Annotated in this window: 29 protein-coding genes and 1 pseudogene; 20 read left to right on the top strand and 10 right to left on the bottom strand. The window is 66.4% G+C overall.

The features are described from left to right. Positions 1-68: 68 nt before the first annotated feature. The 5 genes from rpoD to FKQ52_RS16370 all read left to right on the top strand — a co-directional run bounded on the left by rpoD (position 69) and on the right by FKQ52_RS16370 (position 5,060). Positions 69-2,021: an RNA polymerase sigma factor RpoD gene (rpoD, locus tag FKQ52_RS03680; protein WP_141625938.1), complete on the top strand. Its 1,953-nt coding sequence runs from the start codon at positions 69-71 to the stop codon at positions 2,019-2,021. Between the two features lie 421 nt (positions 2,022-2,442). After that, complete coding sequence (locus FKQ52_RS03685; RefSeq protein ID WP_141625939.1) at positions 2,443-3,177, top strand: extensin family protein; 735 nt, start codon at positions 2,443-2,445, stop codon at positions 3,175-3,177. 122 nt (positions 3,178-3,299) lie between these two features. Further along, positions 3,300-3,755, top strand: a complete 456-nt coding sequence (locus FKQ52_RS03690; protein ID WP_141625940.1) for a hypothetical protein — start codon at positions 3,300-3,302, stop codon at positions 3,753-3,755. A 484-nt stretch (positions 3,756-4,239) separates the two neighbouring features. Then, positions 4,240-4,410, top strand: a complete 171-nt coding sequence (locus tag FKQ52_RS16365) for a hypothetical protein (protein WP_168196786.1) — start codon at positions 4,240-4,242, stop codon at positions 4,408-4,410. Between the two features lie 392 nt (positions 4,411-4,802). After that, complete coding sequence (locus FKQ52_RS16370) at positions 4,803-5,060, top strand: hypothetical protein (protein ID WP_168196787.1); 258 nt, start codon at positions 4,803-4,805, stop codon at positions 5,058-5,060. A gap of 9 nt (positions 5,061-5,069) precedes the next feature. On the opposite strand, the gene FKQ52_RS03695 is transcribed toward FKQ52_RS16370, so the two are convergent. The 4 genes from FKQ52_RS03695 to FKQ52_RS03710 all read right to left on the bottom strand — a co-directional run bounded on the left by FKQ52_RS03695 (position 5,070) and on the right by FKQ52_RS03710 (position 7,146). Next, the gene (locus tag FKQ52_RS03695; RefSeq protein WP_141625941.1) at positions 5,070-5,435 is read right to left on the bottom strand and encodes a hypothetical protein; all 366 of its coding nucleotides are present in this window, start codon (positions 5,433-5,435) and stop codon (positions 5,070-5,072) included. Next, positions 5,435-5,665, bottom strand: coding sequence for a hypothetical protein (locus tag FKQ52_RS03700; protein WP_141625942.1), 231 nt, complete (start codon positions 5,663-5,665; stop codon positions 5,435-5,437). Before FKQ52_RS03700 ends, FKQ52_RS03695 begins: the two co-directional genes overlap by 1 nt. Positions 5,666-5,978: 313 nt before the next feature. After that, positions 5,979-6,341, bottom strand: coding sequence for a hypothetical protein (locus FKQ52_RS03705; RefSeq protein WP_141625943.1), 363 nt, complete (start codon positions 6,339-6,341; stop codon positions 5,979-5,981). A 457-nt stretch (positions 6,342-6,798) separates the two neighbouring features. Continuing rightward, positions 6,799-7,146 (bottom strand): DUF1428 domain-containing protein, encoded by a 348-nt coding sequence (locus FKQ52_RS03710; RefSeq protein ID WP_141625944.1) that lies wholly within the window; start codon positions 7,144-7,146, stop codon positions 6,799-6,801. 120 nt (positions 7,147-7,266) lie between these two features. On the opposite strand from FKQ52_RS03710, the gene FKQ52_RS03715 reads away from it, so the two are divergent. Next, complete coding sequence (locus FKQ52_RS03715; RefSeq protein WP_141625945.1) at positions 7,267-7,800, top strand: hypothetical protein; 534 nt, start codon at positions 7,267-7,269, stop codon at positions 7,798-7,800. A 4-nt stretch (positions 7,801-7,804) separates the two neighbouring features. Here FKQ52_RS03715 and FKQ52_RS03720 read toward each other — a convergent pair whose 3' ends face one another. Beyond that, positions 7,805-8,014 carry a flagellar hook protein FlgE gene (locus FKQ52_RS03720; RefSeq protein WP_141625946.1) on the bottom strand — a complete coding sequence of 70 codons (210 nt, stop codon included), beginning with the start codon at positions 8,012-8,014 and terminating at the stop codon, positions 7,805-7,807. Positions 8,015-8,119: 105 nt separating this feature from the next. Between FKQ52_RS03720 and FKQ52_RS03725 the strand changes: the two genes are divergently transcribed. Beyond that, positions 8,120-8,443: an Mpo1-like protein gene (locus FKQ52_RS03725; protein WP_141625947.1), complete on the top strand. Its 324-nt coding sequence runs from the start codon at positions 8,120-8,122 to the stop codon at positions 8,441-8,443. 63 nt (positions 8,444-8,506) lie between these two features. Here the strand turns inward: FKQ52_RS03725 and FKQ52_RS03730 are convergent, their stop codons facing one another. Continuing rightward, the gene (locus tag FKQ52_RS03730; protein ID WP_141625948.1) at positions 8,507-9,133 is read right to left on the bottom strand and encodes a 3D domain-containing protein; all 627 of its coding nucleotides are present in this window, start codon (positions 9,131-9,133) and stop codon (positions 8,507-8,509) included. A 219-nt stretch (positions 9,134-9,352) separates the two neighbouring features. Here FKQ52_RS03730 and FKQ52_RS16590 point away from each other — a divergent pair. From FKQ52_RS16590 to FKQ52_RS03755, 6 genes and pseudogenes are all read left to right on the top strand, one after another. Then, positions 9,353-9,517 (top strand): annotated as a pseudogene (locus FKQ52_RS16590) (glutathione S-transferase N-terminal domain-containing protein); the annotation flags it as partial. Between the two features lie 54 nt (positions 9,518-9,571). Further along, positions 9,572-9,937 (top strand): glutathione S-transferase family protein, encoded by a 366-nt coding sequence (locus tag FKQ52_RS16595; protein ID WP_240811789.1) that lies wholly within the window; start codon positions 9,572-9,574, stop codon positions 9,935-9,937. Between the two features lie 72 nt (positions 9,938-10,009). After that, complete coding sequence (locus FKQ52_RS03740) at positions 10,010-11,038, top strand: S1/P1 Nuclease (RefSeq protein WP_141625950.1); 1,029 nt, start codon at positions 10,010-10,012, stop codon at positions 11,036-11,038. 117 nt (positions 11,039-11,155) lie between these two features. Beyond that, positions 11,156-11,959, top strand: coding sequence for an RNA methyltransferase (locus FKQ52_RS03745; protein WP_141625951.1), 804 nt, complete (start codon positions 11,156-11,158; stop codon positions 11,957-11,959). A gap of 7 nt (positions 11,960-11,966) precedes the next feature. After that, positions 11,967-12,290 (top strand): YnfA family protein, encoded by a 324-nt coding sequence (locus tag FKQ52_RS03750; RefSeq protein WP_141625952.1) that lies wholly within the window; start codon positions 11,967-11,969, stop codon positions 12,288-12,290. A 225-nt stretch (positions 12,291-12,515) separates the two neighbouring features. Beyond that, positions 12,516-13,088 carry a manganese efflux pump MntP family protein gene (locus FKQ52_RS03755; RefSeq protein ID WP_141625953.1) on the top strand — a complete coding sequence of 191 codons (573 nt, stop codon included), beginning with the start codon at positions 12,516-12,518 and terminating at the stop codon, positions 13,086-13,088. A gap of 29 nt (positions 13,089-13,117) precedes the next feature. Here FKQ52_RS03755 and FKQ52_RS03760 read toward each other — a convergent pair whose 3' ends face one another. The 3 genes from FKQ52_RS03760 to FKQ52_RS03770 are packed head-to-tail and all read right to left on the bottom strand — an operon-like array spanning position 13,118 to position 15,617. Then, positions 13,118-13,840, bottom strand: a complete 723-nt coding sequence (locus FKQ52_RS03760) for an NAD-dependent deacylase (protein WP_141628217.1) — start codon at positions 13,838-13,840, stop codon at positions 13,118-13,120. After that, entirely contained in the window at positions 13,840-14,718 is an 879-nt protein-coding gene (locus FKQ52_RS03765; protein WP_141625954.1) for a hypothetical protein, read from the bottom strand. The genes FKQ52_RS03760 and FKQ52_RS03765 overlap by 1 nt, the downstream gene beginning before the upstream one ends. Further along, complete coding sequence (locus FKQ52_RS03770; protein ID WP_141625955.1) at positions 14,715-15,617, bottom strand: LysR family transcriptional regulator; 903 nt, start codon at positions 15,615-15,617, stop codon at positions 14,715-14,717. The genes FKQ52_RS03765 and FKQ52_RS03770 overlap by 4 nt, the downstream gene beginning before the upstream one ends. Positions 15,618-15,781: 164 nt before the next feature. Here FKQ52_RS03770 and FKQ52_RS03775 point away from each other — a divergent pair, with 164 nt between their 5' ends. From FKQ52_RS03775 to FKQ52_RS03800, 6 genes are all read left to right on the top strand, one after another. After that, positions 15,782-16,888 carry an S-(hydroxymethyl)glutathione dehydrogenase/class III alcohol dehydrogenase gene (locus FKQ52_RS03775; RefSeq protein ID WP_141625956.1) on the top strand — a complete coding sequence of 369 codons (1,107 nt, stop codon included), beginning with the start codon at positions 15,782-15,784 and terminating at the stop codon, positions 16,886-16,888. Positions 16,889-16,949: 61 nt separating this feature from the next. After that, positions 16,950-17,330, top strand: coding sequence for a VOC family protein (locus tag FKQ52_RS03780; protein ID WP_141628218.1), 381 nt, complete (start codon positions 16,950-16,952; stop codon positions 17,328-17,330). An 82-nt stretch (positions 17,331-17,412) separates the two neighbouring features. After that, positions 17,413-18,114: a hypothetical protein gene (locus tag FKQ52_RS03785; RefSeq protein WP_141625957.1), complete on the top strand. Its 702-nt coding sequence runs from the start codon at positions 17,413-17,415 to the stop codon at positions 18,112-18,114. An 82-nt stretch (positions 18,115-18,196) separates the two neighbouring features. Continuing rightward, positions 18,197-19,030 carry an S-formylglutathione hydrolase gene (fghA, locus tag FKQ52_RS03790; protein WP_141625958.1) on the top strand — a complete coding sequence of 278 codons (834 nt, stop codon included), beginning with the start codon at positions 18,197-18,199 and terminating at the stop codon, positions 19,028-19,030. A gap of 25 nt (positions 19,031-19,055) precedes the next feature. Then, positions 19,056-20,033 (top strand): DUF4350 domain-containing protein, encoded by a 978-nt coding sequence (locus FKQ52_RS03795; protein ID WP_141625959.1) that lies wholly within the window; start codon positions 19,056-19,058, stop codon positions 20,031-20,033. Beyond that, positions 20,030-20,254: a hypothetical protein gene (locus tag FKQ52_RS03800; RefSeq protein ID WP_141625960.1), complete on the top strand. Its 225-nt coding sequence runs from the start codon at positions 20,030-20,032 to the stop codon at positions 20,252-20,254. Before FKQ52_RS03795 ends, FKQ52_RS03800 begins: the two co-directional genes overlap by 4 nt. Here the strand turns inward: FKQ52_RS03800 and FKQ52_RS03805 are convergent. Then, positions 20,251-20,484, bottom strand: coding sequence for a hypothetical protein (locus tag FKQ52_RS03805; protein ID WP_141625961.1), 234 nt, complete (start codon positions 20,482-20,484; stop codon positions 20,251-20,253). The genes FKQ52_RS03800 and FKQ52_RS03805 overlap by 4 nt on opposite strands. Positions 20,485-20,690: 206 nt before the next feature. Between FKQ52_RS03805 and FKQ52_RS03810 the strand changes: the two genes are divergently transcribed. Beyond that, positions 20,691-21,302, top strand: a complete 612-nt coding sequence (locus tag FKQ52_RS03810) for a superoxide dismutase (protein ID WP_141625962.1) — start codon at positions 20,691-20,693, stop codon at positions 21,300-21,302. Positions 21,303-21,328: the final 26 nt, after the last annotated feature.

Genomic DNA, 21,328 nt, shown 5'->3' on the forward strand with positions numbered 1-21,328 from the left:
CAACGACCTCGACACACGTTGTATTTGGCGGCGGGCCTGATCAGCCGGCCACCCGGAGAAGAGACTGAATGAGCGCCCAGACCGAGACGCAGGAAGCCGAAGTTCAGAGCGACGGCCCGCTGCTCGACCTTACCGACGCCGGCGTCAAGAAGTTCATCAAGCAGGCGAAAGCCCGCGGCTATGTGACGATGGAGGAACTGAACAAGGTCCTGCCGTCCGAAGAGGTGACCCCCGACCAGATCGAGGACACCCTGGCCATGCTCAGCGAGATGGGCGTGAACGTCGTCGAGGCTGAGGAAGACGCGGAACAGAAGGAAGGCGAAGGCGGCGAAGTCGCCGAGCGCGCCGAGACTTCGGTCGCGGAAACGCCCGCCAAGGCCGCCTATGACCGCACCGATGACCCGGTGCGCATGTACCTGCGCGAAATGGGCTCGGTCGAGCTGCTGTCGCGCGAGGGCGAAATCGCCATCGCCAAGCGCATTGAGGCCGGTCGTGACGCGATGATCTCGGGGCTGTGCGAAAGCGCCCTGACCTTCGAGGCCATCATGGTGTGGCGCGACGAGTTGGCGAATAACCGCATCCTGCTGCGCGAGGTCATCGACCTGGACGCGACCTATGGCGTGCTGAACCCGTCGTCCCTGCCGCACAACCAGCCGCCGGCCGGTGAAGCCGTCGAGGAAGACGAGGAAGAAAAGGCCGCCGGGGAAGAAAAGCCGGAAGGCGATGATGATGATGATGACTTCGATGATGGCGGCGGCATGTCGATTTCGGCGCTGGAAGCCGAGCTGCGTGACGGGGTCATGGAAGTGCTGGATGCGATCGCGGCCGACTTCGGCGGCTTCCGCAAGCTGCAGGACAAGCTGGTCGAGGCCCGCCTGAAGGGCGAGGTGCTCAGCGCCAAGGACCAGAAGGCCTATGACACCCTGACGGCGACCATCTCGGGCCGCCTGAAGACGATGAAGCTGAACAACAACCGCATCGAGGCGCTGGTTGAGCAGCTGTACGCGATCAACAAGCGTCTGATGGGTCTGGAAGGCCGCCTGCTGCGTCTGGCCGACAGCTACGGCATTTCGCGTCCCGAGTTCCTGAAGGCCTACTTCACCAGGGAACTGGACCCGAACTGGTCCGAGAGCATCAAGGAAATGGGCGTCCGCTGGACCAAGTTCAGCGACAACGAGGCCAACCAGATCGCCTCGATCCGTGCCGACGTGGCCGCCGTGGCGACCGAAGCCGGTCTGCCGATCGACGACTATCGCCGCATCGTCCAGACCGTTCAGAAGGGCGAGCGCGAGGCCCGTCAGGCCAAGAAGGAAATGGTCGAGGCCAACCTGCGCCTCGTGATCTCCATCGCCAAGAAATACACCAACCGCGGCCTGCAGTTCCTGGACCTGATCCAGGAAGGCAACATCGGCCTGATGAAGGCGGTCGACAAGTTCGAGTACCGCCGCGGCTACAAGTTCTCGACCTACGCCACCTGGTGGATTCGTCAGGCGATCACCCGCTCGATCGCCGATCAGGCGCGCACCATCCGTATCCCGGTGCACATGATCGAGACGATCAACAAGATCGTCCGCACCAGCCGCCAGATGCTGCACGAGATCGGCCGCGAGCCGACCCCGGAAGAGCTTGCCGAAAAGCTGGCCATGCCGCTGGAGAAGGTGCGCAAGGTCCTGAAGATCGCCAAGGAGCCGATCTCGCTCGAAACCCCGATCGGGGACGAGGAGGACTCGCACCTCGGCGACTTCATCGAGGACAAGAACGCTGTCCTGCCGATCGACGCCGCCATCCAGTCGAACCTGCGCGAGACCACCACCCGCGTGCTGGCGTCGCTGACGCCGCGCGAGGAGCGGGTCCTGCGGATGCGCTTCGGCATCGGCATGAACACCGACCACACCCTGGAAGAAGTCGGCCAGCAGTTCTCGGTGACGCGTGAGCGGATCCGTCAGATCGAGGCCAAGGCCCTGCGCAAGCTGAAGCACCCGTCGCGGTCGCGGAAGCTCCGGTCCTTCCTGGACAGCTGAGAATGACGAAGGGGCGGTTCGGAAGAGCCGCCCTTTCTCTTTTGAGCGACGGTGCCTCACTTTTCCCCCGTGCAGGGTGTTGGTGACCTCTTTGAGGTTGCGGCCCGTCTACCTCCGGTGCACCTTCGGGGGGCTTGAGGCCGAAACCTCAAGCCCCCCTGCGGGTGCGCCAGTCAAACTTGCGAGGGTGTGGGGCCCGTTGGTAGCAGCCAGCGGGCCCTTCGCTTGCCTGACAAAGAGATGATGGCTCAATCCGCCCGCTGTTGGGTGGATTTGTCGCTGCAATCCACAGAACTCCGACATTTAATCGTCCTACTGCATTTTTGTTCTATGTTTGTTCTTGTTTGAGGTCCCCGTACCTTCTGCGTGTTCGCTCTCTCGTGATCGGCTGTTCCGTGCAAATCACCCTAGCGTCCGGCCCATGCGCGCCCTCCCGTCGATCCTGACCATCGCCCTGCTCGTGGCGAGTTGCAGCCCGATGACGCCGGAGCGGCGGCCCGTGACGTCGTACCCCACGCCCTATTCGCCGACCGAAGCGCCGCTGGTCGGGGCTCTGATCGACCAGCCAATTTCGGGCGGGACGCGGGCGGCGGTGATCCGCGAAAGCGCCGAGCTGACCCAGTGCATGGCCCAGCTGACGGCGGCCCGGGTGACCTTCCGGCGGTCGCCGGACAAGGGCGACCCGCAGGCGTGCGGCCTGACGGCGGGCGGGGTGCTGGGGCCGGACATGGGCACGGTCGCGCGGATGGCGCCCGGCGATGTCGAGATGACCTGCCGAACCGCGCTGGCGCTCAGCGTCTGGCGGCGGCAGTCGCTGGAGCCGGCGGCGCGGGAAATCCTGGGCTCGGACGTGGTCCAGATTGATCACTTCGGCGCCTACGCCTGTCGCAATGTGAACAACGGCGGGGTCAGCACCCGCATCAGCGCCCACGCCCAGGCGGCGGCGGTGGATGTCGCGGGCGTTCGCCTGCGGGACGGTCGGCGGATCAGCCTGAAGGACGACTGGTTCGGGGGCGACGAGGCCGAGCAACGTTTCCTGCGGCGCATCCGCGACGACGCCTGCCGCATCTTCGGCACGACCCTCAGCCCGGACTACAACGCGGTCCACGCCGATCACCTGCATCTGGAGGCGACCGAGACGCGGTTCTGTCGGTAGGGCTCCGAGCAGAGAATTGAGAGACAGGTTTTCGGTGATTTGGACGACGGCGTCGTGTGATTTCGACGACTTGGGCGACGCATGCGTCCGATTTTGACGCAGGCGCATGTTTCGCTGTCGGCATGGACCATTTCCGCCTGAGAAAATATCGCGGCCCCAAGGTGTGGGCCAAGGTGCGCGAGGCCTATGAGGCCGGCGAGAGCGGGCCGTCGTGTACGCGACGGTTCGATGTCGGCCTGGCCAATCTGAGGAAGAAGGCGAGACTGGAGGGCTGGACACGCCGCCATCAGGCCGAGCGCGCGGACCGTGAACTGCCGCGGGAGGACGCGACGGTCGTTGCGCCGGAGGTGAACCCGGAAGAGCCGATAGATCGCCCGACCGCGCTGAACGCCTGCCTCGACCATGCGGCCAGGGCGATGGCGCGCGGGGACGGGCAAAAGGCGCTGGCCGCGATCAAGGCGGCTCTGGCCTTCACCGAAGTGACCCGCAAGCTGGATGGGACGGAGGACCTGTTCGCCATGGAGCCGGGACGGCAGCGGGCGCTGGCCTTCCTGCGGTCGCAGGGGGTGTTGGAGTAGGCGGCTATCCGCGGCAAGCGCGCTGGCGGCTGGAGTAGCGACTGCTCGGCAGGCGGACGGTAGCCGGGCGCCCCCGGCTGGCGCCCTCGCCCGAGGTCCAGGCCCGCGGCGCGCGACCGGGACGATGCGGCTGGAGAAACACCGGGGCGAACGCGCCTTCCGCATGGCCCGGGACCTGCCGAGCGACACCGGCTACGACCTGGCTGACAGCCGGGCGCTGAAGGCCCTGCGCCGGCGTGCCCGGGGGTTAGGCCCGGAGCAGGCCCAGCGGGATTTTCTACGCGGCGTGCGGGGAGGGTGGGCGAGACGGTACTGGGACGGGGAGGGCGCGCTGTTGCCGCCGGAGCCGGGGGAGGAGCCGAGCGACAGGGTGTGGCGACAGCATGAGTGGTGAGGAGGCTAACTGCGGACATTTGCTTTCGACCGAAGGCTTGGCATTCGATTCTGGCGACTGAAGGAATTCTTGGTGCTCCAGCGCCATCCAGTGCGACGGCTTCGCGCTGATCAGCTCGGTGTGCCTGTGGGGCTGGTCGTGGTGGCCTTGTTCGGCATCATAAAGGGCGTCCGTGTCGCCGGACCGGGCGGCATGACGGTCGAGATGACCACCATCGCGACGATCCCGATGTCGATCCCCGGTCGACACGGACGTCCGTAAACTTACCTCCAAAGCCCCAGCATCACTGCTGGGGCTTTTTCGGTTTAAGACCTCAAGGTCAGTTTAGACCAGCCACACCGCAGCAAGGAACTTGCCACGGAAGATGACTTTGACGTTGTCGTTCGGAATGAACTCGGCGCCATTGAGGTTAATGATCTGAAACATCAGATTTCTCCTCGGGCTGAATGCCCATCACTATTTAGCCCAAGGGGCCTTGAGTTCGCGATATTAAATTTGGGCGACGAGAAGTATTATTCGCCCCAGTGACGATGCCGCCGGCGGCGGCGCGATCGCCTTTCAAAGATCGCCGGGGGCGGCTTGTCGGAAGCGTATGGCGAATGATCCGGCCTTCGATGATGTCTTGGCCCCGATCGGTCGCCTAGCCCCCGACCGTGTCGCCCTTGCACCTGTGGCGACAGAACCAAGACAAGCTGGCCGCCCCACTCCGCGACCTAACGGCGGAAATCGAGGACGTTGCACGTACGCGGAACCTGATCGCCTACGGCCTTTTCAGCGCGTGCTCCCAGCCCGAGGCGTCTTTGACGTGTCGCGATCCTGTCGGCGCCGAAGTGACGATCTCGCTGGCCGAACTTGCTGAGGTCGCAGAACGGCTCGACGCGGTCCGCCTACGGCTACACCATCTGACCTGAGGTACCCCACTAACCCCGGTGCGGGCTCTGGACCGCGACCAGCTTCCGATCGGCTGCCGAGCAGGTCACCAGCACCGAGCCGTCGGCGGTGTTGAACCGCACGATCCGGGTTCCGGTCGTCTCGACGATGTTCGTCGGCGGCACGCCGAAATCGGTCGCCATCTCCTGGATCGTGCGCAAGCAGGTCTGGAAGTCCATCGACCGCGTCATCGTCGGCAGGCCGTCGCTACTGATGCCGGTGGTGACCTCGGGCTCCATCGTCGGCTGCTGGAGTGACCGGCTTTCGCGCGTGTCTCGTTCGACCTGGTTCTCGCCGCAGGCGGTCAGTAGCAGGGCGCCGGCGGCGATGGCGGGCCAGGGAAGCAATCGCGTCATCACAAGTTCCCCGTGTCGAAGGTCTGCGCGGGCGGCGGCTCGCGATAGGTGAAGAAGTCGAGTTCGCCTTCGGTGACGTCGCTCTGCGAGTGACGGCGCAGGGTCATGTGCCCCTCGGCAAAGCACCACTCGACCTCATCGCCAGCGAAGGTCGCGCCGAACGCGTTTTGAAGCTGCTTGCTATCCCGACGGCATGGCTCGCCGTAAACGCCGATCAGGGCTTGGGCCATCTCGTCGAAAGCGCGCGGCGTTATCTTCACGCTGAATCAGTCGAACTTGCCGTCTGTGAAGATGACCATGGATCGGCCCGCACCGACACCAGCGACGCTGTACTTGGTGAAGTCACAGCTTCCGCTGTCCGAACACCGGGTCACAGTCTCGGCTGCGCGCGCCTCTGCGATCGTCGTCACGTCAGGCTTCAGCCCCCTGAACTCGAACGATGGAAGCGGAACCGGCGGGGCCTCGACCTGGGGGGCTTCCCGCTGAGGTTCCGCCGGGTTCGAACACGCTACAAGCGCTCCGATCATGGACAGCAAGAGCAACCTACGCATCGCGGCAGACCTTCAGCGCTGCGTTTGCAGCCCGGTCAGCGGCTTCTCTCTCGGCGCTCTTGCTGACGGATGTCGCGGCCTTCGCGGCGGCACGGGCGTAGTCCGCGCACGGCCCAACTTGCAAATCGGCTGCGGCTGATCCGCAGGTCTCGGCGAGATCACGGGCTACGTCGGGGGTCGGATCGGTCAGGAAGCCGTAGTGAAGCGCGAAGCAGGGAACGACGCGGGCCGGCAGGCCAAGGTCAGTGACTGGGGTTTCGCCAAGCGTCAGGACTTCGTCATTCGGCTTCTCAGCCATGGGCGTGGCCTGCCCGCAGGCCGAAAGCGCCAAGGCAGCGACGATCGGTAGAGCCAAGCGCAACACAACCTCCCCGGTGATCTGTCCTCATCTCCCGGTTCGGTGGTCAGGGTCAACGGTGAAGGTCATCGAGTGTGATCAGCCAGCTTCGCCGCCCACTAATAATGGGGTTCGCCCCGTGCATCCGAAACTCAACGGTGCGGTGGTTGACCGGAGGTGCGGTCGCCGGAGCCGTGGTTGGCGGAGGTGAAACCGGGCAGGTTGTCGATCAAGAAGACGATCCGCTCGGCGTCCAGTGGGTCTGGTCGATATGCAAAGCGGTGCAGGCCTCGGTCAGCTGGGCGTTGCCCTGTTTCCCGGTGTGGCGGACGTGGTTGAAGGCGCCGGCGGGATGGCGCCGAAGACGGCGCCGGACTCCGTCACCGGGTTGCAGGAGACCCGGGCGCGGTTGCGGCGGGGGTCCGAGAGCACCCCTGAAGCGTCAGCCGCGAGGGCCTGCCCTAACCCGCCCGGATCAGACTTCGCTCAGGAGGTCGAAGCCGCCGTAGATCATGCGCTTGCCGTCAAACGGCGGCGCGACGTCGGCCATGCGCTCATCCTGCATGAGGGCCTCCCAGCCGGCGTCGCGCGTCGCCCTGTCGGGCCAGGTGATCCAGCCGACCGCGACGGTCTCTCCCTCCTGAAGCGCGACGGCGCGGCGGAAGTCGGTCAGCTTGCCCTCGGGCACATCCGCGCCCCAGGTCTCGGTGACGGATACGGCGCCGTGCGCCTTGAACAGGGCTGTCGTGAGGGTCGAGTGCTCCAGATAGGCCGCCTTGTCAGCGGTCCGGACGGGGATCACGGTGATGTCGATGAAGGCCATGGGGTTCTCCATTCAGGTCCGCGCCGGTGTCGGCGACCTGACCCTAACGCGTGACGCTACGGATCGACAGCCGGCGTAACGCGGGTCATCCTGCCGTTAACCGTCGCGGGGACCGTCGCCATGATCAGCCTGGCCCATCTGAAGAACCGTCTGGGGCAGTACGCCGCCCTGTGGATCGGGGCCTTCCTGCTGTCCGGGGTGGGGATCTGGCTGGTGGCGGTGTTCGTCGATCTGATCGACGCGACGGACCTGATCCTGCCGGCGGCCCTGATCGGTACGGCGCTGATCCTCGGCGTCGGCGTGATCGCCAGCCTTCTGTCGCGCGAGACGGTCGGGACGAAGCTGGCGGTGCTGGTGCTGGCGGCCCTTCTGGTGCTGCCCCTGCTGTGGGCGCCGATGTCGGCGGCGGTGGCCATCGCCTTCTTCGCGGATCGCTCCATCGAGTATTCGCAGGCCTATGCCGCCTTCCAGATCGGGGTGGCGCGGCTGCTGTTCCCGCTGAGTCAGGCGATCGGGGACGGTGATCTGTTCGGCTGGGTGTGGAGCGCCTTCCAGTGGGTGTCGACCGTGGTGGGCTTCCTGGCGGCCCTGACCAAGATCTGGCCCGCGGTGCGTCGCTTGCTGGGGCCGGAGCCCAAGGCGGAAGAGAGCTAGGCGCTCAGGCGAGGATGTCGAGCAGGCTGCCGTACATGGCGTCGGCGGTCTTGAGCACGGAGACATTGGCGCGGAAGGCGGTCTCGGCCTGAATACGCTCGACGCTTTCACCCGCCAGATCGGCGAGGGGCGCGCGGGCGGTGCGCTCGGCGCTGGCGGCGAAGCGGGCCGAGGCGTCGGCGATGCCCGAGGCGGCGATGGCGAAGGCTTGCATGGCAGGCTCCCGTGAAGCGGTCAGTGTCGCGCGCCGGCCTTACCGGGCGGCTGACAAGCATGGTGAACGCTTGACCGCACGGCGTTCCGGGCGGAACCTGCTTGCATGAACAGTCCACCCGCCCCCGGCGAACGCTATCAGTCGTTCAGCCAATTCTATCCGTACTATATCCACGAGCACTCCAACCGGACGTGTCGACGGATCCACATCATCGGCTCGGCGCTGGTGATCGGGGTCGCGGTGCTGGCGCTGGTGACGCTGAACGCCTGGTGGCTGCTGGCCATGCCGGTGATCGGCTACGGCTTCGCCTGGGTGGGGCATTTCTTCTTCGAGAAGAACCGGCCGGCGACGTTCCAGTACCCGCTGTGGAGCCTGATGGGCGACTGGCGGATGTTCTTCGAGACGATCAGCGGCAAGCGGAAGTTCTGAAGGCCAGAAAAAACCCCGGCTCGCGAGAGCCGGGGCTTTTTTGTTTGGGGCGCCGGGGCGGGCTTAGTTCGATGCGCCCGTTGCGCGCGGGGAGGCGGCGGCCATCAGGGGCGCGTTGCGGCTGGGGGTGTCGTCCCAGTCCGGCGGGCAGCCTTCAAAGCGACCGGCGTCGGCGATGGTCAGGGTGCGCATGTTCAGGCGCATGGCCGGCTGCATCGACCCGCGGCCGTGACCGGTGAACAGGTCGACCTTCTGGCCCTTGATCGCGCCGCCGGTGTCCGAGGCGTACCAGTAGCCGTCGTGAAGGGTGCCGTCGGCCAGACGCAGGCCGACCGTTTCGCGGATGAACAGGACGCTGCGGCGCGGAATGTAGCGGGGGTCAACAGCGACGGTGCGCATGGCGACCGGACGGCAGCCGAGGCTGTCGTTGCCCGTCGCGCCGCCGCCGCCTGCGTGATAGAGGCGCGCCGATGCGTTCCAGCGGGCGTCGCCGTCCATCAGGGCCTGTTGTTCGGAGGTCAGTTCGACCGCCATGCCGTCGTTGGAACCTTCATTCGTCGGGGCGGTTTCCTCAGCACCCCACGACTGCGCGGCAGCCGCTTCGTAGGTGACCGGTTCACCGGTGACGTCCGCTTGGGCGGGGAAGGCCATCGCCCAGAAAAGGGCGAACGCGGCGGCAGTGCCGAACATGAGCGGACTCGCGGAATCACCGGCCCCTGACGCGTCCGGCGAGGGGCTTTTCGTTTCCAATTGTGTCAAAAAACGGACCTGACAGATCAGCTGCGACCACCTGTCCGGATGATCGGTGGATAAGCAGGGCTTCTGCATGGTCAAGCGGAACCGTGCTTGGCTGATGCTGACAAGTCTGTAAGCTGTATTCGCAGATCAACAACTCTTTGCTGGATCGAGATGCTTACTGTCTATGGCGATATTCGTTCGGGCAACTGTTTGAAGGTCAAGTGGTTGCTGGAATGGCTGGGCCGTGATTATCACTGGGTTGAAACTGATGTCACAACCGGTGTGACCCGATCTCCACAGTTTTTGGCCCTGAACCCGGCTGGCCAGACGCCGACGATTGTATTTGATGACGGCAGACCGCTGGCGCAGTCGAACGCCATACTTGTCCACATGGCGGAAGGGACGGCCCTGATCCCGATCGACCCGTTCGACCGGGCGAAGATGTTCGAGTGGCTGTTCTGGGAGCAGTACAGTCATGAACCCTGTATCGCCGTGGTGCGCTTCCAGCGCGCCATCGCCGGGCGCGCGGCCGGGGAGATTGATCCCCGCCTGATCGAAAAGGGCTACGCCGCGCTGGCGCGGATGGAGGCCGGTCTGGCCGGGCGCGACTGGCTGGTCGGGGAGGCGGTGTCCTTGGCCGATCTGGCGCTGGTCGCCTACACCCGGGTGGCGCATGAGGGCGATTTCGATCTGACGGCGTACCCCAATGTTCGGACCTGGGTCGGGAAGGTGGAGGCCGCGTTCGGCATCGCGTGAAAGCAAGACTCCGCTGGACCTTGCGGCGAGGCGCATTTAACCCCTGAGCCTCCACAGCCCGGACACTGCCCCATGAAGCGTTTCGCCCTCGCCGCCGCCGCCGTCTGCGTGGTGGCCGCCGTCGCCGTTCCCGCCGCCGTTCAGGCCTGGGGCAATACCGGACACCGGTTGATCGGCGTCGCCGCGATGCGGGGCCTGCCGGAGGAAATGCCCGCCTTCCTGCGCACGCCGGGCGCCGCGTCGGATGTGGGCGAACTGTCGCGCGAGCCGGACCGCTGGAAGGGCGCCGGTCAGCCGCACGACCGCGAGCGGGATACAGCCCACTTCGTCGATCTGGATGACAACGGCTTCGTCTTCAACGCCCGGGGGCCTTCGGTCGACAGCCTGCCGCGTCTGAAGTCGGAATACGATGCGGCCCTGATCGCCGCCGGTCTGGACGTCGATGACGCCGGCTATCTCCCGTATGCGATCTGGGACGCCTACCAGAACCTGGTGCGGGACTTCGCCTACTGGCGCGTGCTGAACGCCCAGGAAGCGCGCGAAACCGACGAGATGAAAAAGGCCTGGTATCGGGTGGACCGCGAGCGCCGCGAGGCCCTGATCCTGCGCGACATGGGCGTGCTGGGCCACTACATCGGCGACGGCTCGCAGCCGCACCACACGACCATCCACTACAACGGTTGGGACCGGAACACCCCGAACCCGGAAGGCTTCACCACCTCGCGCCAGACCCACGGCCTGTTCGAGGGCGCCTTCACCGCCCGCGTCGCCCGTCTGGACGCCATCGAGGCGGCGATGGCCGCGCCGAAGCTGGACGGCTTCGACCTGCGCGCCCGGGTGCCCGCCTATCTGCGCGAGACCCTGTCGCAGGTGACGCCCTTCTATCGTCTGGAGAAGGCGGGCGGCTTCGCGGACGGCGACCGTCGCGGCGCCGAGTTCACCATCGCCCGTCTGGCGGCGGGGGCGTCGGAACTGCGGGACTTCTACATTCTGGCGTGGCGCGACTCGGCCGACGACAACATTGGCTGGCCCGCCGTGAAGGTGGCCGAGGTCGAGGCCGGGACGGCTGATCCCTGGCTGGCCATGCACGGCGAGGACTGACCCCGGGTGGGTGAAGAGTGTTAGTGAGCAGGAGGTGAGCGAGATCGCACCGGTGGTCACGACAGCGGCTCACCCCTTCGCTCACTTGCACTTTTCATCTCTTCACCTGCGCTGCCCATGTCCGACCTGACCCCTCCCGTCGTCATCCTCGACAAGTCCCAGCTGGCCGACAATATCGGCGCGGTCGCGCGGGTGATGGCCAATTTCGGTCTCAGCGAACTGCGCCTCGTCAGCCCGCGGGACGGCTGGCCGCAGGACCGGGCCTGGGCGACGGCGTCGGGCGCCGACTGGGTTCTGGAAGGCGTCAAGGTGTTCGACACCGTGGCCGAGGCGGTCGCGGACCTGAACACCGTCTTCTCGACCACCGCCCGCCCGAGAGAGACGCGGATGCCGGTGCGCACCCCGCGCGAGAGCGCCCGCATCCTGTACGACGACACCGCCTCGGGCCTGAGAACCGGCCTGCTGTTCGGCGGCGAACGCGCGGGGCTGGAGACGACCGATATCGCCCTGACGAGCGGCATCACCACCATTCCGATCGACCCGAAGCACCATTCGCTGAATCTGGCGCAGGCGGTGGCGATCAACGCCTATGAGTGGCGCACCCTGATCCTCGATGCCCCGCCGCCGCGCTTCCGCGAGCAGGATCCGCCTGCGTCCAACGACCTGCTGGTCGGGATGTACGAGCATCTGGAGACCGAGCTGGAGGCGGGCGGCTTCTTCTATCCGCCCGAGAAGAAGCGTTCGATGACCCAGAACCTGCGCGTCATGCTGGGCCGCTCGGCCTTCAGCGAGCAGGAGGTGGCGACCTTTCGGGGCGTGATCCACGCCCTGTCGAAGGGCCGCGGACGCCTGCTGGCCAAGATGGCGGCGAAGAAGGATGAGACGCCCTCAAGCACCGAGCCGCCGCGCGGCGAGGGGTAGGGCGAACATGAAACTGGTCCTGATCTACCCCCTTGCTGCGCTGGCGGAGATCGCGGGCTGTTTCGCCTTCTGGGCCTGGTTGAAGCTGGATCGGTCGCCGTTGTGGCTGGTCCCCGGCGTGGCCTGTCTGATCGCGTTTGCGTGCTTGCTGACCCTCGTACCGACCGATGCGGCGGGGCGGGCGTTCGCGGTCTATGGCGGGGTCTATATCTGCGCCTCGCTGGCGTGGATGGCGCTGGTCGAGAAAAGCCCGCCGGACCGCTGGGACCTGATCGGCGGCGCGGTGTGTCTGATCGGCGCGGGGATCATCCTGTTTGCGCCCAGAGGCTGAAGTGCGGTTGATCCGCCGGGGTGTCTCCTGTAGACGCCGCCCCGTTGGGGAGTAGCCGCCGGCGCCCATTCAAAGGCCGGGTTCGCGTCAACATACTCGTGGTCTTCAGGCCCGTGGCGCGATCAGTGGACCTCATGTCCGCCTGGCGAGACCAGCGTGCCTTGCGATCCCCAACCGGCGGGGGCGTGAGCGCGCTGTCTCGTGCGTCCGGCGGATTCTGTTCTGATGACCCCTCTGTCCATCGCCGTGCTGTCCCTCAGCATGTCCACGGACGCCTTTGCGGCGGCTGTCGGCCGCGGCGCGGCGCACCGGCCTCCGGTCGCCACCGCCATTCGCAACGGGCTGGTCTTCGGCGTGATCGAAGCCATCACGCCTCTGATCGGCTGGGGGCTGGGCATGATCGCCGCCGGGCTTGTCGAGCAGATCGACCACTGGATCGCCTTCGGCCTGCTGGGCGCGGTCGGCGCGAAGATGCTGTGGGAAGCCTTCCAGCCGGTCGATGAGGACGACGACGGATCACGCGCCGCTCGCAACGGCGTGCTGGCCCTGATCGCCACGGCGGTCGGCACCAGCATCGACGCGGCGGCGGTCGGCGTGGGGCTGGCCTTCATCGGGGCCAACATCTGGATCATCGCCCTGTCGATCGGCTTCACCACCTTCGCCCTGACCACCCTCGGCATGCTGATCGGCAAGGCCGTCGGCGCGCGCTTCGGCAAGATCGCCGAGTTTCTGGGCGGGGTGGCCCTGATCGTGATCGGCTCGACCATCCTGGCCGAACACATGGGCTGGATCGGCTGAGTTTTCTTTCTCCCCCGAGGGGAGAGGGGTCAGGCGTTCAGCAACCGTTCCACGAACGCCGGCACCGTTTCGGTTGCGGGACCATACAGGCCCTCATCGAACATCCGCGCGCCCTGCGTCGGTTCGAGATTGATCTCCACCGTCCGGGCCCGGGCGCGGCGGGCGTCCTGCACAAAGCCCGCGGCCGGATAGACGGCGCCCGAGGTGCCGATGGAGACGAACAGGTCGGCGTCGGCGATCGCCGCGTCGATCACAGGCATGGCCAGCGGCATCTCGCCGAACCAGACGATGTGCGGGCGCAGCCAGCCGTCGGGGTTGAACGGGCTGTCGTGGCGCGGGTCCAGATCGCCGGGGCAGTCGATGACCCGGCCCGTGGCGGTGCAGTGCGCCTTCAGCAGTTCGCCGTGCATGTGGATCAACTGGAACCCCGGCGCGGGCGGAACCCGCGCATGGGCGCGGTCGTGCAGGTCGTCGACGTTCTGGGTGACCAGCAGGAAGTCGCCCTCCCACCGCGCGGCCAGTTCCGCCAGCGCATGGTGGGCCAGGTTGGGCTGGACCTCGGCCAGCTGGCGGCGGCGCTTGTTGTAGAAGTCCTGCACCAGCGCCGGATTGGCCGCGAAGCCCTCGGGCGTGGCGACTTCCTCGATCCGGTGGCCCTCCCACAGGCCGTCCGAGGCGCGGAACGTCGGCACGCCGCTTTCCGCCGATATTCCGGCGCCGGTGAGGATGACGAGGTTGCGGTGATTGCCCATCACCACTCTCGCCACGCGTCGATTTCGTCGACGAGGGCCTTCTGCCGGGCGACGTGCGCCATCTCCTCCAGCAGAGCAAAAATATCGTCCCGCTCCTCGGTCTCGATGACGCCTCCTGCTCGGTCATCGGCCTCATTGAACCATTGCACCGTTTCTTTGAGGATCGCCCGAACCTCTGCCCGGCGAGGTTTGGCTCCCAGGTCTCTCAGCGCCACACAGGCGTCGAGAACGACTTTGCGGGCTGCGAGCGTGAAGTCTTCGGGCGGATATGGAGGTGACGGCGACCACCTTTCAAAGGGCGTTTCGGATAGAAGCTGCTCCCATGTCAGTTGGGCAAGACGGGTCCGATAGCGTTCTTTCCGGGCCGCCCGTTTGGCGTTGTCGCTTGCGGTTTTGAGCGCGGCTTCCTCAACCAGTTTGTCGCAGTCATTCGCCCACCGCCATTCGCCCTCGACAGCGTAGTTGATGCTGCTCAGCGTGCCGAAGCTCGTACCAATGGCGAAGGCAGAGACGGCTTTCGCGTTGGCCTGCTCATTCGCGGTCAGTCGCAACTCTCCCAACAGGTGGACGTCTGTCTGGTCGGTCTCCGGTTCCCACAAGTCCCGGGTCACTCCGAGGACGGCAGGCCGCCCCGTATAAGCAAAGCGATGTTCCTCAAGAATGGACGCGCGCTTCGTGTCTTCCAACACCGGAGGCGATGGCCAGATTCCGGTCAACGCCGCCACAACGATGAAACGATCATCTACCCACAGCACTTTGAATGCCCCGAACCGACCGGTTTCGGGCGGAGCAAATTCGGAAAAAGGGCTTGTCCGGAAGGCGTAAACCTCGCCGGCCCGGGGGGAGACGTTGGTCTTGGCGGGGCTCTTGAGGTTCATGGCATGGCCTCGGGCAGGGTGGTCGAGGTCGCCAGACTTTCCCGAAGATGGTCGATCATCAAGCGGACCTTAGGCGGGGCGTGACGGCGGTGGGGATAGACGGCCCAAACGCCTTCGTCGGGTGGGCGGTGATCGGGCAGCAGGGCGACGAGGGCACCGGAAGCGAGTGGTCCGGAGACATAGAAATCCGGTAGCTGGCACAGGCCGAGGCCCTGCATGGCGGCGTCCAGAACCGCCGCGCCGGAATTGCAGCGCCAGCGGCCCTGCGGACGGAAGCTGGTCTCGCGGCCGCCTTCGGTGAAGCGCCAGTGTTCGGACGAGCCGGTCAGCAGATCGTGGGCGGAGAGTTCCGACAGGGCTCGGGGCGCGCCACGGCGGGCGAGGTAGTCCGGGCTGGCGCAGAGGATCAGGCGGCGGGAGGCCAGCTTGCGCGCGATCAGGCGGGAATCCGTCAGGTGGCCGAAGCGCACCGCCAGATCGTAGCCGTCGCCGACGAGGTCCCGCAGGCGGTTGTCCAGGTCCAGTTCAATGGACAGCTCCGGATGGGCGCGGGCGAAGCTGTTGACGGCGGGGGCCACGAACCGTTCGCCGTAGGAGACCGAACAGGTCATCCGCAACAGGCCGCGCGGGGCGCTGTCGTCAGGCTGGACAGCGGCGAGGGCCTCGTCCCGCTCATCGATCAGGCGGCGGCAGCGGTCGAGGAAGTCGCGCCCGGCGTCGGTCAGTTCGACCCGACGGGTGGTGCGGTTCAGCAGCCGGGTCTGGAGCCGGTCCTCCAGCTTTGCTATCTCGCGGCTGACGGCGGAGGTGGACAGGCCGAGGCGTTTGGCGGCGGCCGAGAAGCTGGCCTGCTCCGCTACGGCGGTGAATTCGTCGATCCCGTCCCAGCGACTGCTCATGCGGACGATGCAGCACGATTGTCCCGCATCAGCAATAATGTTTTGCGTTTGTCGCCGTTTCGTCTGTCCTCACGCAGGCCTAGAAGGGGCCCATAGATCACTTTCCCCTCAAGCAGCGCGCCGGCGCGCGGCAAGCGATAGGGGCCTCCGGAGGACCTTGGATCATGAAAACCCGCGCCGCCGTCGCCTTCGAGGCCAAACGTCCGCTTGAGATCGTCGAGGTCGATCTGGAAGGCCCGCGCGCCGGTGAGGTGCTGGTCGAGATCAAGGCCACGGGCATCTGCCACACCGACGCCTATACGCTGGACGGTCTGGACTCGGAGGGCATCTTCCCGAGCATTCTCGGCCACGAGGGCGCGGGCGTGGTGGTCGAGGTCGGCCCGGGCGTGACCTCGGTCGAGGTCGGCGATCACGTGATCCCGCTGTACACGCCGGAATGCCGCCAGTGTAAGTCGTGCCTGAGCCGCAAGACCAATCTGTGCACCTCGATCCGGGGCACGCAGGGCAAGGGCCTGATGCCCGACGGCACCTCGCGCTTCAGCTACAAGGGGCAGTCCATCGCCCACTACATGGGCTGCTCGACCTTCTCGAACTACACCGTCCTGCCCGAGATCGCCCTGGCGAAGATCCGCAAGGACGCGCCGTTCGACAAGGCCTGCTACGTCGGCTGCGGCGTGACCACGGGCGTCGGCGCGGTGGTCAACTCGGCCAAGGTCGAACCGGGCGCCAATGCGGTCGTCTTCGGTCTGGGCGGCATTGGCCTGAACGTCATCCAGGGCCTGAAGATGGTCGGCGCCGACATGATCATCGGCGTGGACATCAACGGCGACAAGGAAGAGTGGGGCCGTCGCTTCGGCATGACCCACTTCGTCAACCCGAAGACCGTGTCGGATGTGGTCGCCCATCTGGTCGAGCTGACCGGCGGCGGCGCGGACTACACCTTCGACTGCACCGGCAACACCGTTGTCATGCGTCAGGCGCTGGAAGCCTGCCACCGCGGCTGGGGCGAGAGCATCATCATCGGCGTGGCCGAGGCGGGCAAGGAGATCGCCACCCGCCCGTTCCAGCTGGTCACCGGCCGCGTCTGGAAGGGCTCGGCCTTCGGCGGCGCGCGCGGCCGCACCGACACGCCGAAGATCGTCGACTGGTACATGGACGGCAAGATCGAGATCGACCCGATGATCACCCACACCTTCGGTCTGGAAGACATCAACAAGGCCTTCGACCTGATGCATGAAGGCAAGAGCATCCGGTCGGTGGTGGTGTTCTGACGACAGGGTTGCTGAAAGCAACGGACTTGTGCGAAGTCAGGTCACCTTGAGGGAGGACACACTGTTCACACACATCACCGTCGGCGCGAACGACATCGAGGCGTCGCGGAAATTCTATGACGCGGCGCTGGGCGCGTTGGGGATTGAGCCGGGCCAGCCGGACGGCATGGGCCGCGTCTGGTGGCGCACCGCGCGCGGCTCGTTCGCGATCACCAAACCTATCGACGGCGACCCGGCCTGCCACGCCAACGGCGGCACCATCGGCTTCGGCGCGCGTGATGCGGAGGCTGTGAAGGCCTTCCACGACGCCGGCGTCGAGGCGGGCGGCACGTCGATCGAGGATCCGCCCGGCGAGCGCAAGGGCCCGTTCGGCGCGCTGTATCTGTCCTATCTGCGCGATCCGTCGGGCAACAAGATCTGCGCCCTGCACCGGCCGAAGTAACGGCTGCGCTTGCGACAACTGACCGCGTCATCGCGTCGATATGAACGGGGCTACCAAGCCCCGTTCAATGAAGGGGGACGACATGAAATTCGACGCGCAGAAGGCCCTGATCGCCTACTCCGGTGTGCTGACGGCGGTCTTTGTCGGGGTAATGATTTCGGGCGCGGTGCAGGGCGTGGGTCCGGCGCGTTTCACCGAGATCGACGTTCACCGCATCAATGTGCGCGAGCCGGACGGCACGCTGCGCATGGTGATTTCCAACCAGACCGCCTTCCCGGAAATTCCCTATCGCGGGCGCGAGGTGCCCCATCCGGGGCGTGATTCCGCAGGCATGCTGTTCATGAACGAGGAAGGCACCGAGGTCGGTGGTCTGGTGTTCGGCGGCCGGAATGTCGATGGCGTCAAAACCTCCGGCGGCAGTCTTACCTTCGACGGCTATGAGCAGGATCAGACCGTCCAGATCATGGGCTTCCAGCAGGGCCCGCGCCGGGTGTCGGGTGTCTTTGTGAATGATCGGCCCGAAGAGTCGATCGACTATGACGTGCTGACCCGTCTGGCCGGCATGAGCCCGGAGGAACAGCAGGCGGCGATGCTCGCAGCCAATATGGACGGCCAGCCCCGCGCCTTCCTGGGGCGTCAGGGCAGCGGCGCGTCGGAACTGGTCTTGCGCGACGCAGCCGGGCGGGCGCGTCTGGTGTTGAGCGTGGCGGCGGATGGCGGCGCGCGCATCACCTTCAGGGACGAGAATGGGCAGCCCACCCGTGTGGTGACGCCCGAGGGCTGAGGCGGTTCAAAAGGGCGCTGCTCGTGCGGCGGATTATGAAGAAGGCCGGGTTCGGCCTGCGGATCATCGGAGTTTGAGTTTTATGGAAGTCACGAAGACCCACACCGTCCACGGCGGCACGCTGCGCTATCTGAAGCACGACAGCGCGGTGACCGGCACGCCGATGACCCTGTCGGTTTTCGTCCCCGGCGGCGAGGGGCCGTTCCCGGTGCTGATCTGGCTGTCGGGTCTGACCTGCACCGAGGACAATTTCACCACCAAGGCCGGGGCCTATCAGGCGGCCGCCGAGCACGGGGTGATTATCGTCGCCCCTGACACCTCGCCACGGGGAGAGGGCGTCGCCGATGATCCAGCCTATGACCTCGGTCAGGGGGCGGGCTTCTATGTCGATGCGACGCAGGCGCCGTGGGCGCCGCATTTCCGCATGGAAAGCTATGTCACCGGCGAGCTGATCGATCTGATCGACCGCGAGTTCCCGACCACCAAGGTCTGCTCCATCTCGGGCCATTCGATGGGCGGGCACGGGGCGCTGACGCTGGCGTTGCGCCATCCGGACCTGTTCCGTTCGGTCTCGGCCTTTGCGCCGATCAGTTCGCCGACGCGCTGCCCGTGGGGCGAGAAGGCCTTCACCGCCTATCTGGGCGAGGACCGGGCCGACTGGGCGAACCACGACGCGGCCCTGCTGATCGAGAACGGCGCGGCCAAGGGGCGCTATGACGACATTCTGGTTGATCAGGGCGACGCCGACAGCTTCCTGGTCGAGCAGCTGAAGCCTGAACTGCTGATCGCGGCCGGCGAGGCGAGCGGTCAGAAGGTCACGGTGCGGATGCAGCCGGGCTACGACCACTCCTACTTCTTCATGGCCAGCTTCATCGCCGACCATGTGGCCTTCCATGCGGCGCGGTTGAAGGCGTAGGCTCCGGGCGAACCGGAGAGACGCCATGAGACGGTCCAGCCCCAAGGCGTTCGCCCTGATCCTGTCCGCCCTGCTGCTGGCCGCGCCTGTCGCGGCGCAGGAGCAGATGGGCGATCCGTCCTTCCGTCCGACCGTGGCGCGTCCCGCCTATGCGGGCGAGGGGCCGCTGATCCAGCTGGATGCGGCGCATGACAGCGTGCAGACCCTGGACGGACGTTATGCGGGTTTCGCGGCTCTGGTGCGCGCGGACGGCTATCGCATCCGGGCGGGCGAGCGGAAGCTGGACGCGCCCGGCGCGCTGGACGGCGTCGATGTGCTGGTCATCTCCAACGCGGTCCGCCCCGCCGACGGCAGCAGCCCGGACGCCTTCACGCCGGGCGAGATCGCCGCGCTGGACGCCTGGGTGCGGGCGGGGGGATCGCTTCTGCTGGCGGCCGACCACGCGCCCTACGGCAGCGCCAATGAGACGCTGGGGCGGGCGCTGGGCGTCGAGATGGGCAAGGGCTACGCCTTCGTCCTGACGCCCGGAGGGCCGCTGACCAATCTGGACTATCCGGCCGAGGCCTTGGGCGAGCATCCGATCACGGGCGGACGGGACCAGGGGGAGCGCGTTCGTCATGTCCGCACCTTCACCGGCCAGTCGCTGCGCGGGGCGGAGGGCGCGACCGTGCTGTTGGCGATGAGCGCGGATGCGCGCGAGGCAGCGGACCTGCCGACCCTGCGGGAGATCGACCGGCGGCTGGAGGCCGGGCAGGCGTCCGACGTCGTGCTGGCCGAGCTGTCGCGGCCCGCGCTGCCGGCGCAGGGACTGGCGTTCGAGCACGGACGGGGCCGGGTGGTGGTGCTGGGCGAGGCCGGGATGCTGACGGCGCAGGTCGTCCGTTTCCCCGCCGATTCCGGGCGCGAGGATGTCGTTTTCGGTCTACAGACCCCCGGCCATGACGATCAGCAGTTCGCCTTGAACCTGCTGCACTGGCTGAGCCGCATTGAGGGACTGAGATGAGCGACGACCGCTACGATGCGATGTTTTCGGCCCTGTGCACCGAGGTCGGCTTCTGCCTGCACGACAAGGGACAGAAGCGCGTGATCGCGGCCCTGCCCGAGGGGCTGGATGCGGCGACCAAGGTGGCCTTCGCGGCTGCGGGCGTGGACTATCTGAACGCGCTGGGCGACCACCGCCGCGCCGTGCGGGACTGCATGAAGGCGCACCTGCCCAAGGACTAGCGTTCGTCCTTCGCCCCGTCGGTGGGCGCCGATGTCGTCGTGGTGGTCGTGCTTGTGGTCGTGGTGACGGTTCGCGACGTTGAGTAGCTGATGGTGCACCCCGGCGCGTTGACGAACTGGCCGTCGCTGGTGTGGCAGTTGGAGCTGGCCGTGATTGGCTCTCCGCCCATACAGCCGCCCAGTCCGAGCACGGCGGCGGCGATCAGAAGGGCAGGGCGTCGTGCGGTCATTAGGCGGCTCCGGTGAGACGCTCCACCGTCTGACGTCCGGGCGGATCGCGCAAGGCCGTGAATCCAAGCTTGACCTCGCCCCGCGACGCAGCCTTTGAAGGGCGGCGGGCGTTCAAAGCCTGAGAAAATCCCGCTGCTGCGCCTTTGGCTGGACGGCTGGAGCGCCTACATGCGGTTCAAGATCAACCTGTCGACAGGAGCCCTCCATGGCCTTCACCCTTCCGCCCCTTCCGTACGCCTATGACGCCCTGGAGCCGGCCATCGACAAGGAGACGATGACCTTCCACCACGACAAGCATCACCAGACCTACGTCGATAACCTGAACAAGGCCGTCGACGCAGACGCCTCGCTGCAGGGCAAGTCGCTGGAGGAGCTGTTCGCGACCATGTCGAAGCTGCCGAAGGCCGTGCGCAACAACGGCGGCGGTCACTGGAACCACAGCCTGTTCTGGGAACTGCTGGCGCCGCAGGGCCAGACGGGTGAGCCGTCGGCTGAACTGGCCGCGAAGATCGACGCCGAACTGGGCGGTCTGGACAAGTTCAAGGCGGACTTCGACGCCGCCGGCGCCGGTCAGTTCGGCTCGGGCTGGGCCTGGCTGATCCTTCAGGACGGCAAGCTGAAGGTCACCTCGACCCCGAACCAGGACAACCCGCTGATGGACGTGGCCGATGAGAAGGGCGCCGTCCTCTTGGCCGCCGACGTGTGGGAACACGCCTATTACCTGAAGTACCAGAACCGCCGCGTCGACTACCTGAAAGCCTTCTGGTCGGTGGTGAACTGGAACAAGGTCAACGAGCTGTACGAAGCCGCCAAGTAAGCGGTCCGTCCGTCAGAACATAGGGA

Source organism: Brevundimonas sp. M20 (genome assembly GCF_006547065.1).
GTDB lineage: Bacteria > Pseudomonadota > Alphaproteobacteria > Caulobacterales > Caulobacteraceae > Brevundimonas.

What these genes read in the sequence shown, in the direction of transcription:
- FKQ52_RS03710 (WP_141625944.1), bottom strand. Translation starts at nt 7,146, where the DNA reads ATGGCCTTCATCGACATCACCGTGATCCCCGTCCGGACCGCTGACAAG.
- FKQ52_RS03765 (WP_141625954.1), bottom strand. Translation starts at nt 14,718, where the DNA reads ATGAACCTCAAGAGCCCCGCCAAGACCAACGTCTCCCCCCGGGCCGGC.
- FKQ52_RS03740 (WP_141625950.1), top strand. Translation starts at nt 10,010, where the DNA reads ATGAAGCGTTTCGCCCTCGCCGCCGCCGCCGTCTGCGTGGTGGCCGCC.
- FKQ52_RS03750 (WP_141625952.1), top strand. Translation starts at nt 11,967, where the DNA reads ATGAAACTGGTCCTGATCTACCCCCTTGCTGCGCTGGCGGAGATCGCG.
- FKQ52_RS03745 (WP_141625951.1), top strand. Translation starts at nt 11,156, where the DNA reads ATGTCCGACCTGACCCCTCCCGTCGTCATCCTCGACAAGTCCCAGCTG.
- FKQ52_RS03775 (WP_141625956.1), top strand. Translation starts at nt 15,782, where the DNA reads ATGAAAACCCGCGCCGCCGTCGCCTTCGAGGCCAAACGTCCGCTTGAG.
- FKQ52_RS03810 (WP_141625962.1), top strand. Translation starts at nt 20,691, where the DNA reads ATGGCCTTCACCCTTCCGCCCCTTCCGTACGCCTATGACGCCCTGGAG.
- FKQ52_RS03805 (WP_141625961.1), bottom strand. Translation starts at nt 20,484, where the DNA reads ATGACCGCACGACGCCCTGCCCTTCTGATCGCCGCCGCCGTGCTCGGA.
- rpoD (WP_141625938.1), top strand. Translation starts at nt 69, where the DNA reads ATGAGCGCCCAGACCGAGACGCAGGAAGCCGAAGTTCAGAGCGACGGC.
- FKQ52_RS03715 (WP_141625945.1), top strand. Translation starts at nt 7,267, where the DNA reads ATGATCAGCCTGGCCCATCTGAAGAACCGTCTGGGGCAGTACGCCGCC.
- FKQ52_RS03695 (WP_141625941.1), bottom strand. Translation starts at nt 5,435, where the DNA reads ATGACGCGATTGCTTCCCTGGCCCGCCATCGCCGCCGGCGCCCTGCTA.
- FKQ52_RS03725 (WP_141625947.1), top strand. Translation starts at nt 8,120, where the DNA reads ATGAACAGTCCACCCGCCCCCGGCGAACGCTATCAGTCGTTCAGCCAA.
- FKQ52_RS03755 (WP_141625953.1), top strand. Translation starts at nt 12,516, where the DNA reads ATGACCCCTCTGTCCATCGCCGTGCTGTCCCTCAGCATGTCCACGGAC.
- FKQ52_RS16595 (WP_240811789.1), top strand. Translation starts at nt 9,572, where the DNA reads ATGGCGGAAGGGACGGCCCTGATCCCGATCGACCCGTTCGACCGGGCG.
- FKQ52_RS03690 (WP_141625940.1), top strand. Translation starts at nt 3,300, where the DNA reads ATGGACCATTTCCGCCTGAGAAAATATCGCGGCCCCAAGGTGTGGGCC.
- FKQ52_RS03720 (WP_141625946.1), bottom strand. Translation starts at nt 8,014, where the DNA reads ATGCAAGCCTTCGCCATCGCCGCCTCGGGCATCGCCGACGCCTCGGCC.
- FKQ52_RS03730 (WP_141625948.1), bottom strand. Translation starts at nt 9,133, where the DNA reads ATGTTCGGCACTGCCGCCGCGTTCGCCCTTTTCTGGGCGATGGCCTTC.
- FKQ52_RS03760 (WP_141628217.1), bottom strand. Translation starts at nt 13,840, where the DNA reads ATGGGCAATCACCGCAACCTCGTCATCCTCACCGGCGCCGGAATATCG.
- FKQ52_RS03770 (WP_141625955.1), bottom strand. Translation starts at nt 15,617, where the DNA reads ATGAGCAGTCGCTGGGACGGGATCGACGAATTCACCGCCGTAGCGGAG.
- FKQ52_RS03785 (WP_141625957.1), top strand. Translation starts at nt 17,413, where the DNA reads ATGAAATTCGACGCGCAGAAGGCCCTGATCGCCTACTCCGGTGTGCTG.
- FKQ52_RS03795 (WP_141625959.1), top strand. Translation starts at nt 19,056, where the DNA reads ATGAGACGGTCCAGCCCCAAGGCGTTCGCCCTGATCCTGTCCGCCCTG.
- FKQ52_RS03685 (WP_141625939.1), top strand. Translation starts at nt 2,443, where the DNA reads ATGCGCGCCCTCCCGTCGATCCTGACCATCGCCCTGCTCGTGGCGAGT.
- fghA (WP_141625958.1), top strand. Translation starts at nt 18,197, where the DNA reads ATGGAAGTCACGAAGACCCACACCGTCCACGGCGGCACGCTGCGCTAT.
- FKQ52_RS03800 (WP_141625960.1), top strand. Translation starts at nt 20,030, where the DNA reads ATGAGCGACGACCGCTACGATGCGATGTTTTCGGCCCTGTGCACCGAG.
- FKQ52_RS03700 (WP_141625942.1), bottom strand. Translation starts at nt 5,665, where the DNA reads ATGGCCCAAGCCCTGATCGGCGTTTACGGCGAGCCATGCCGTCGGGAT.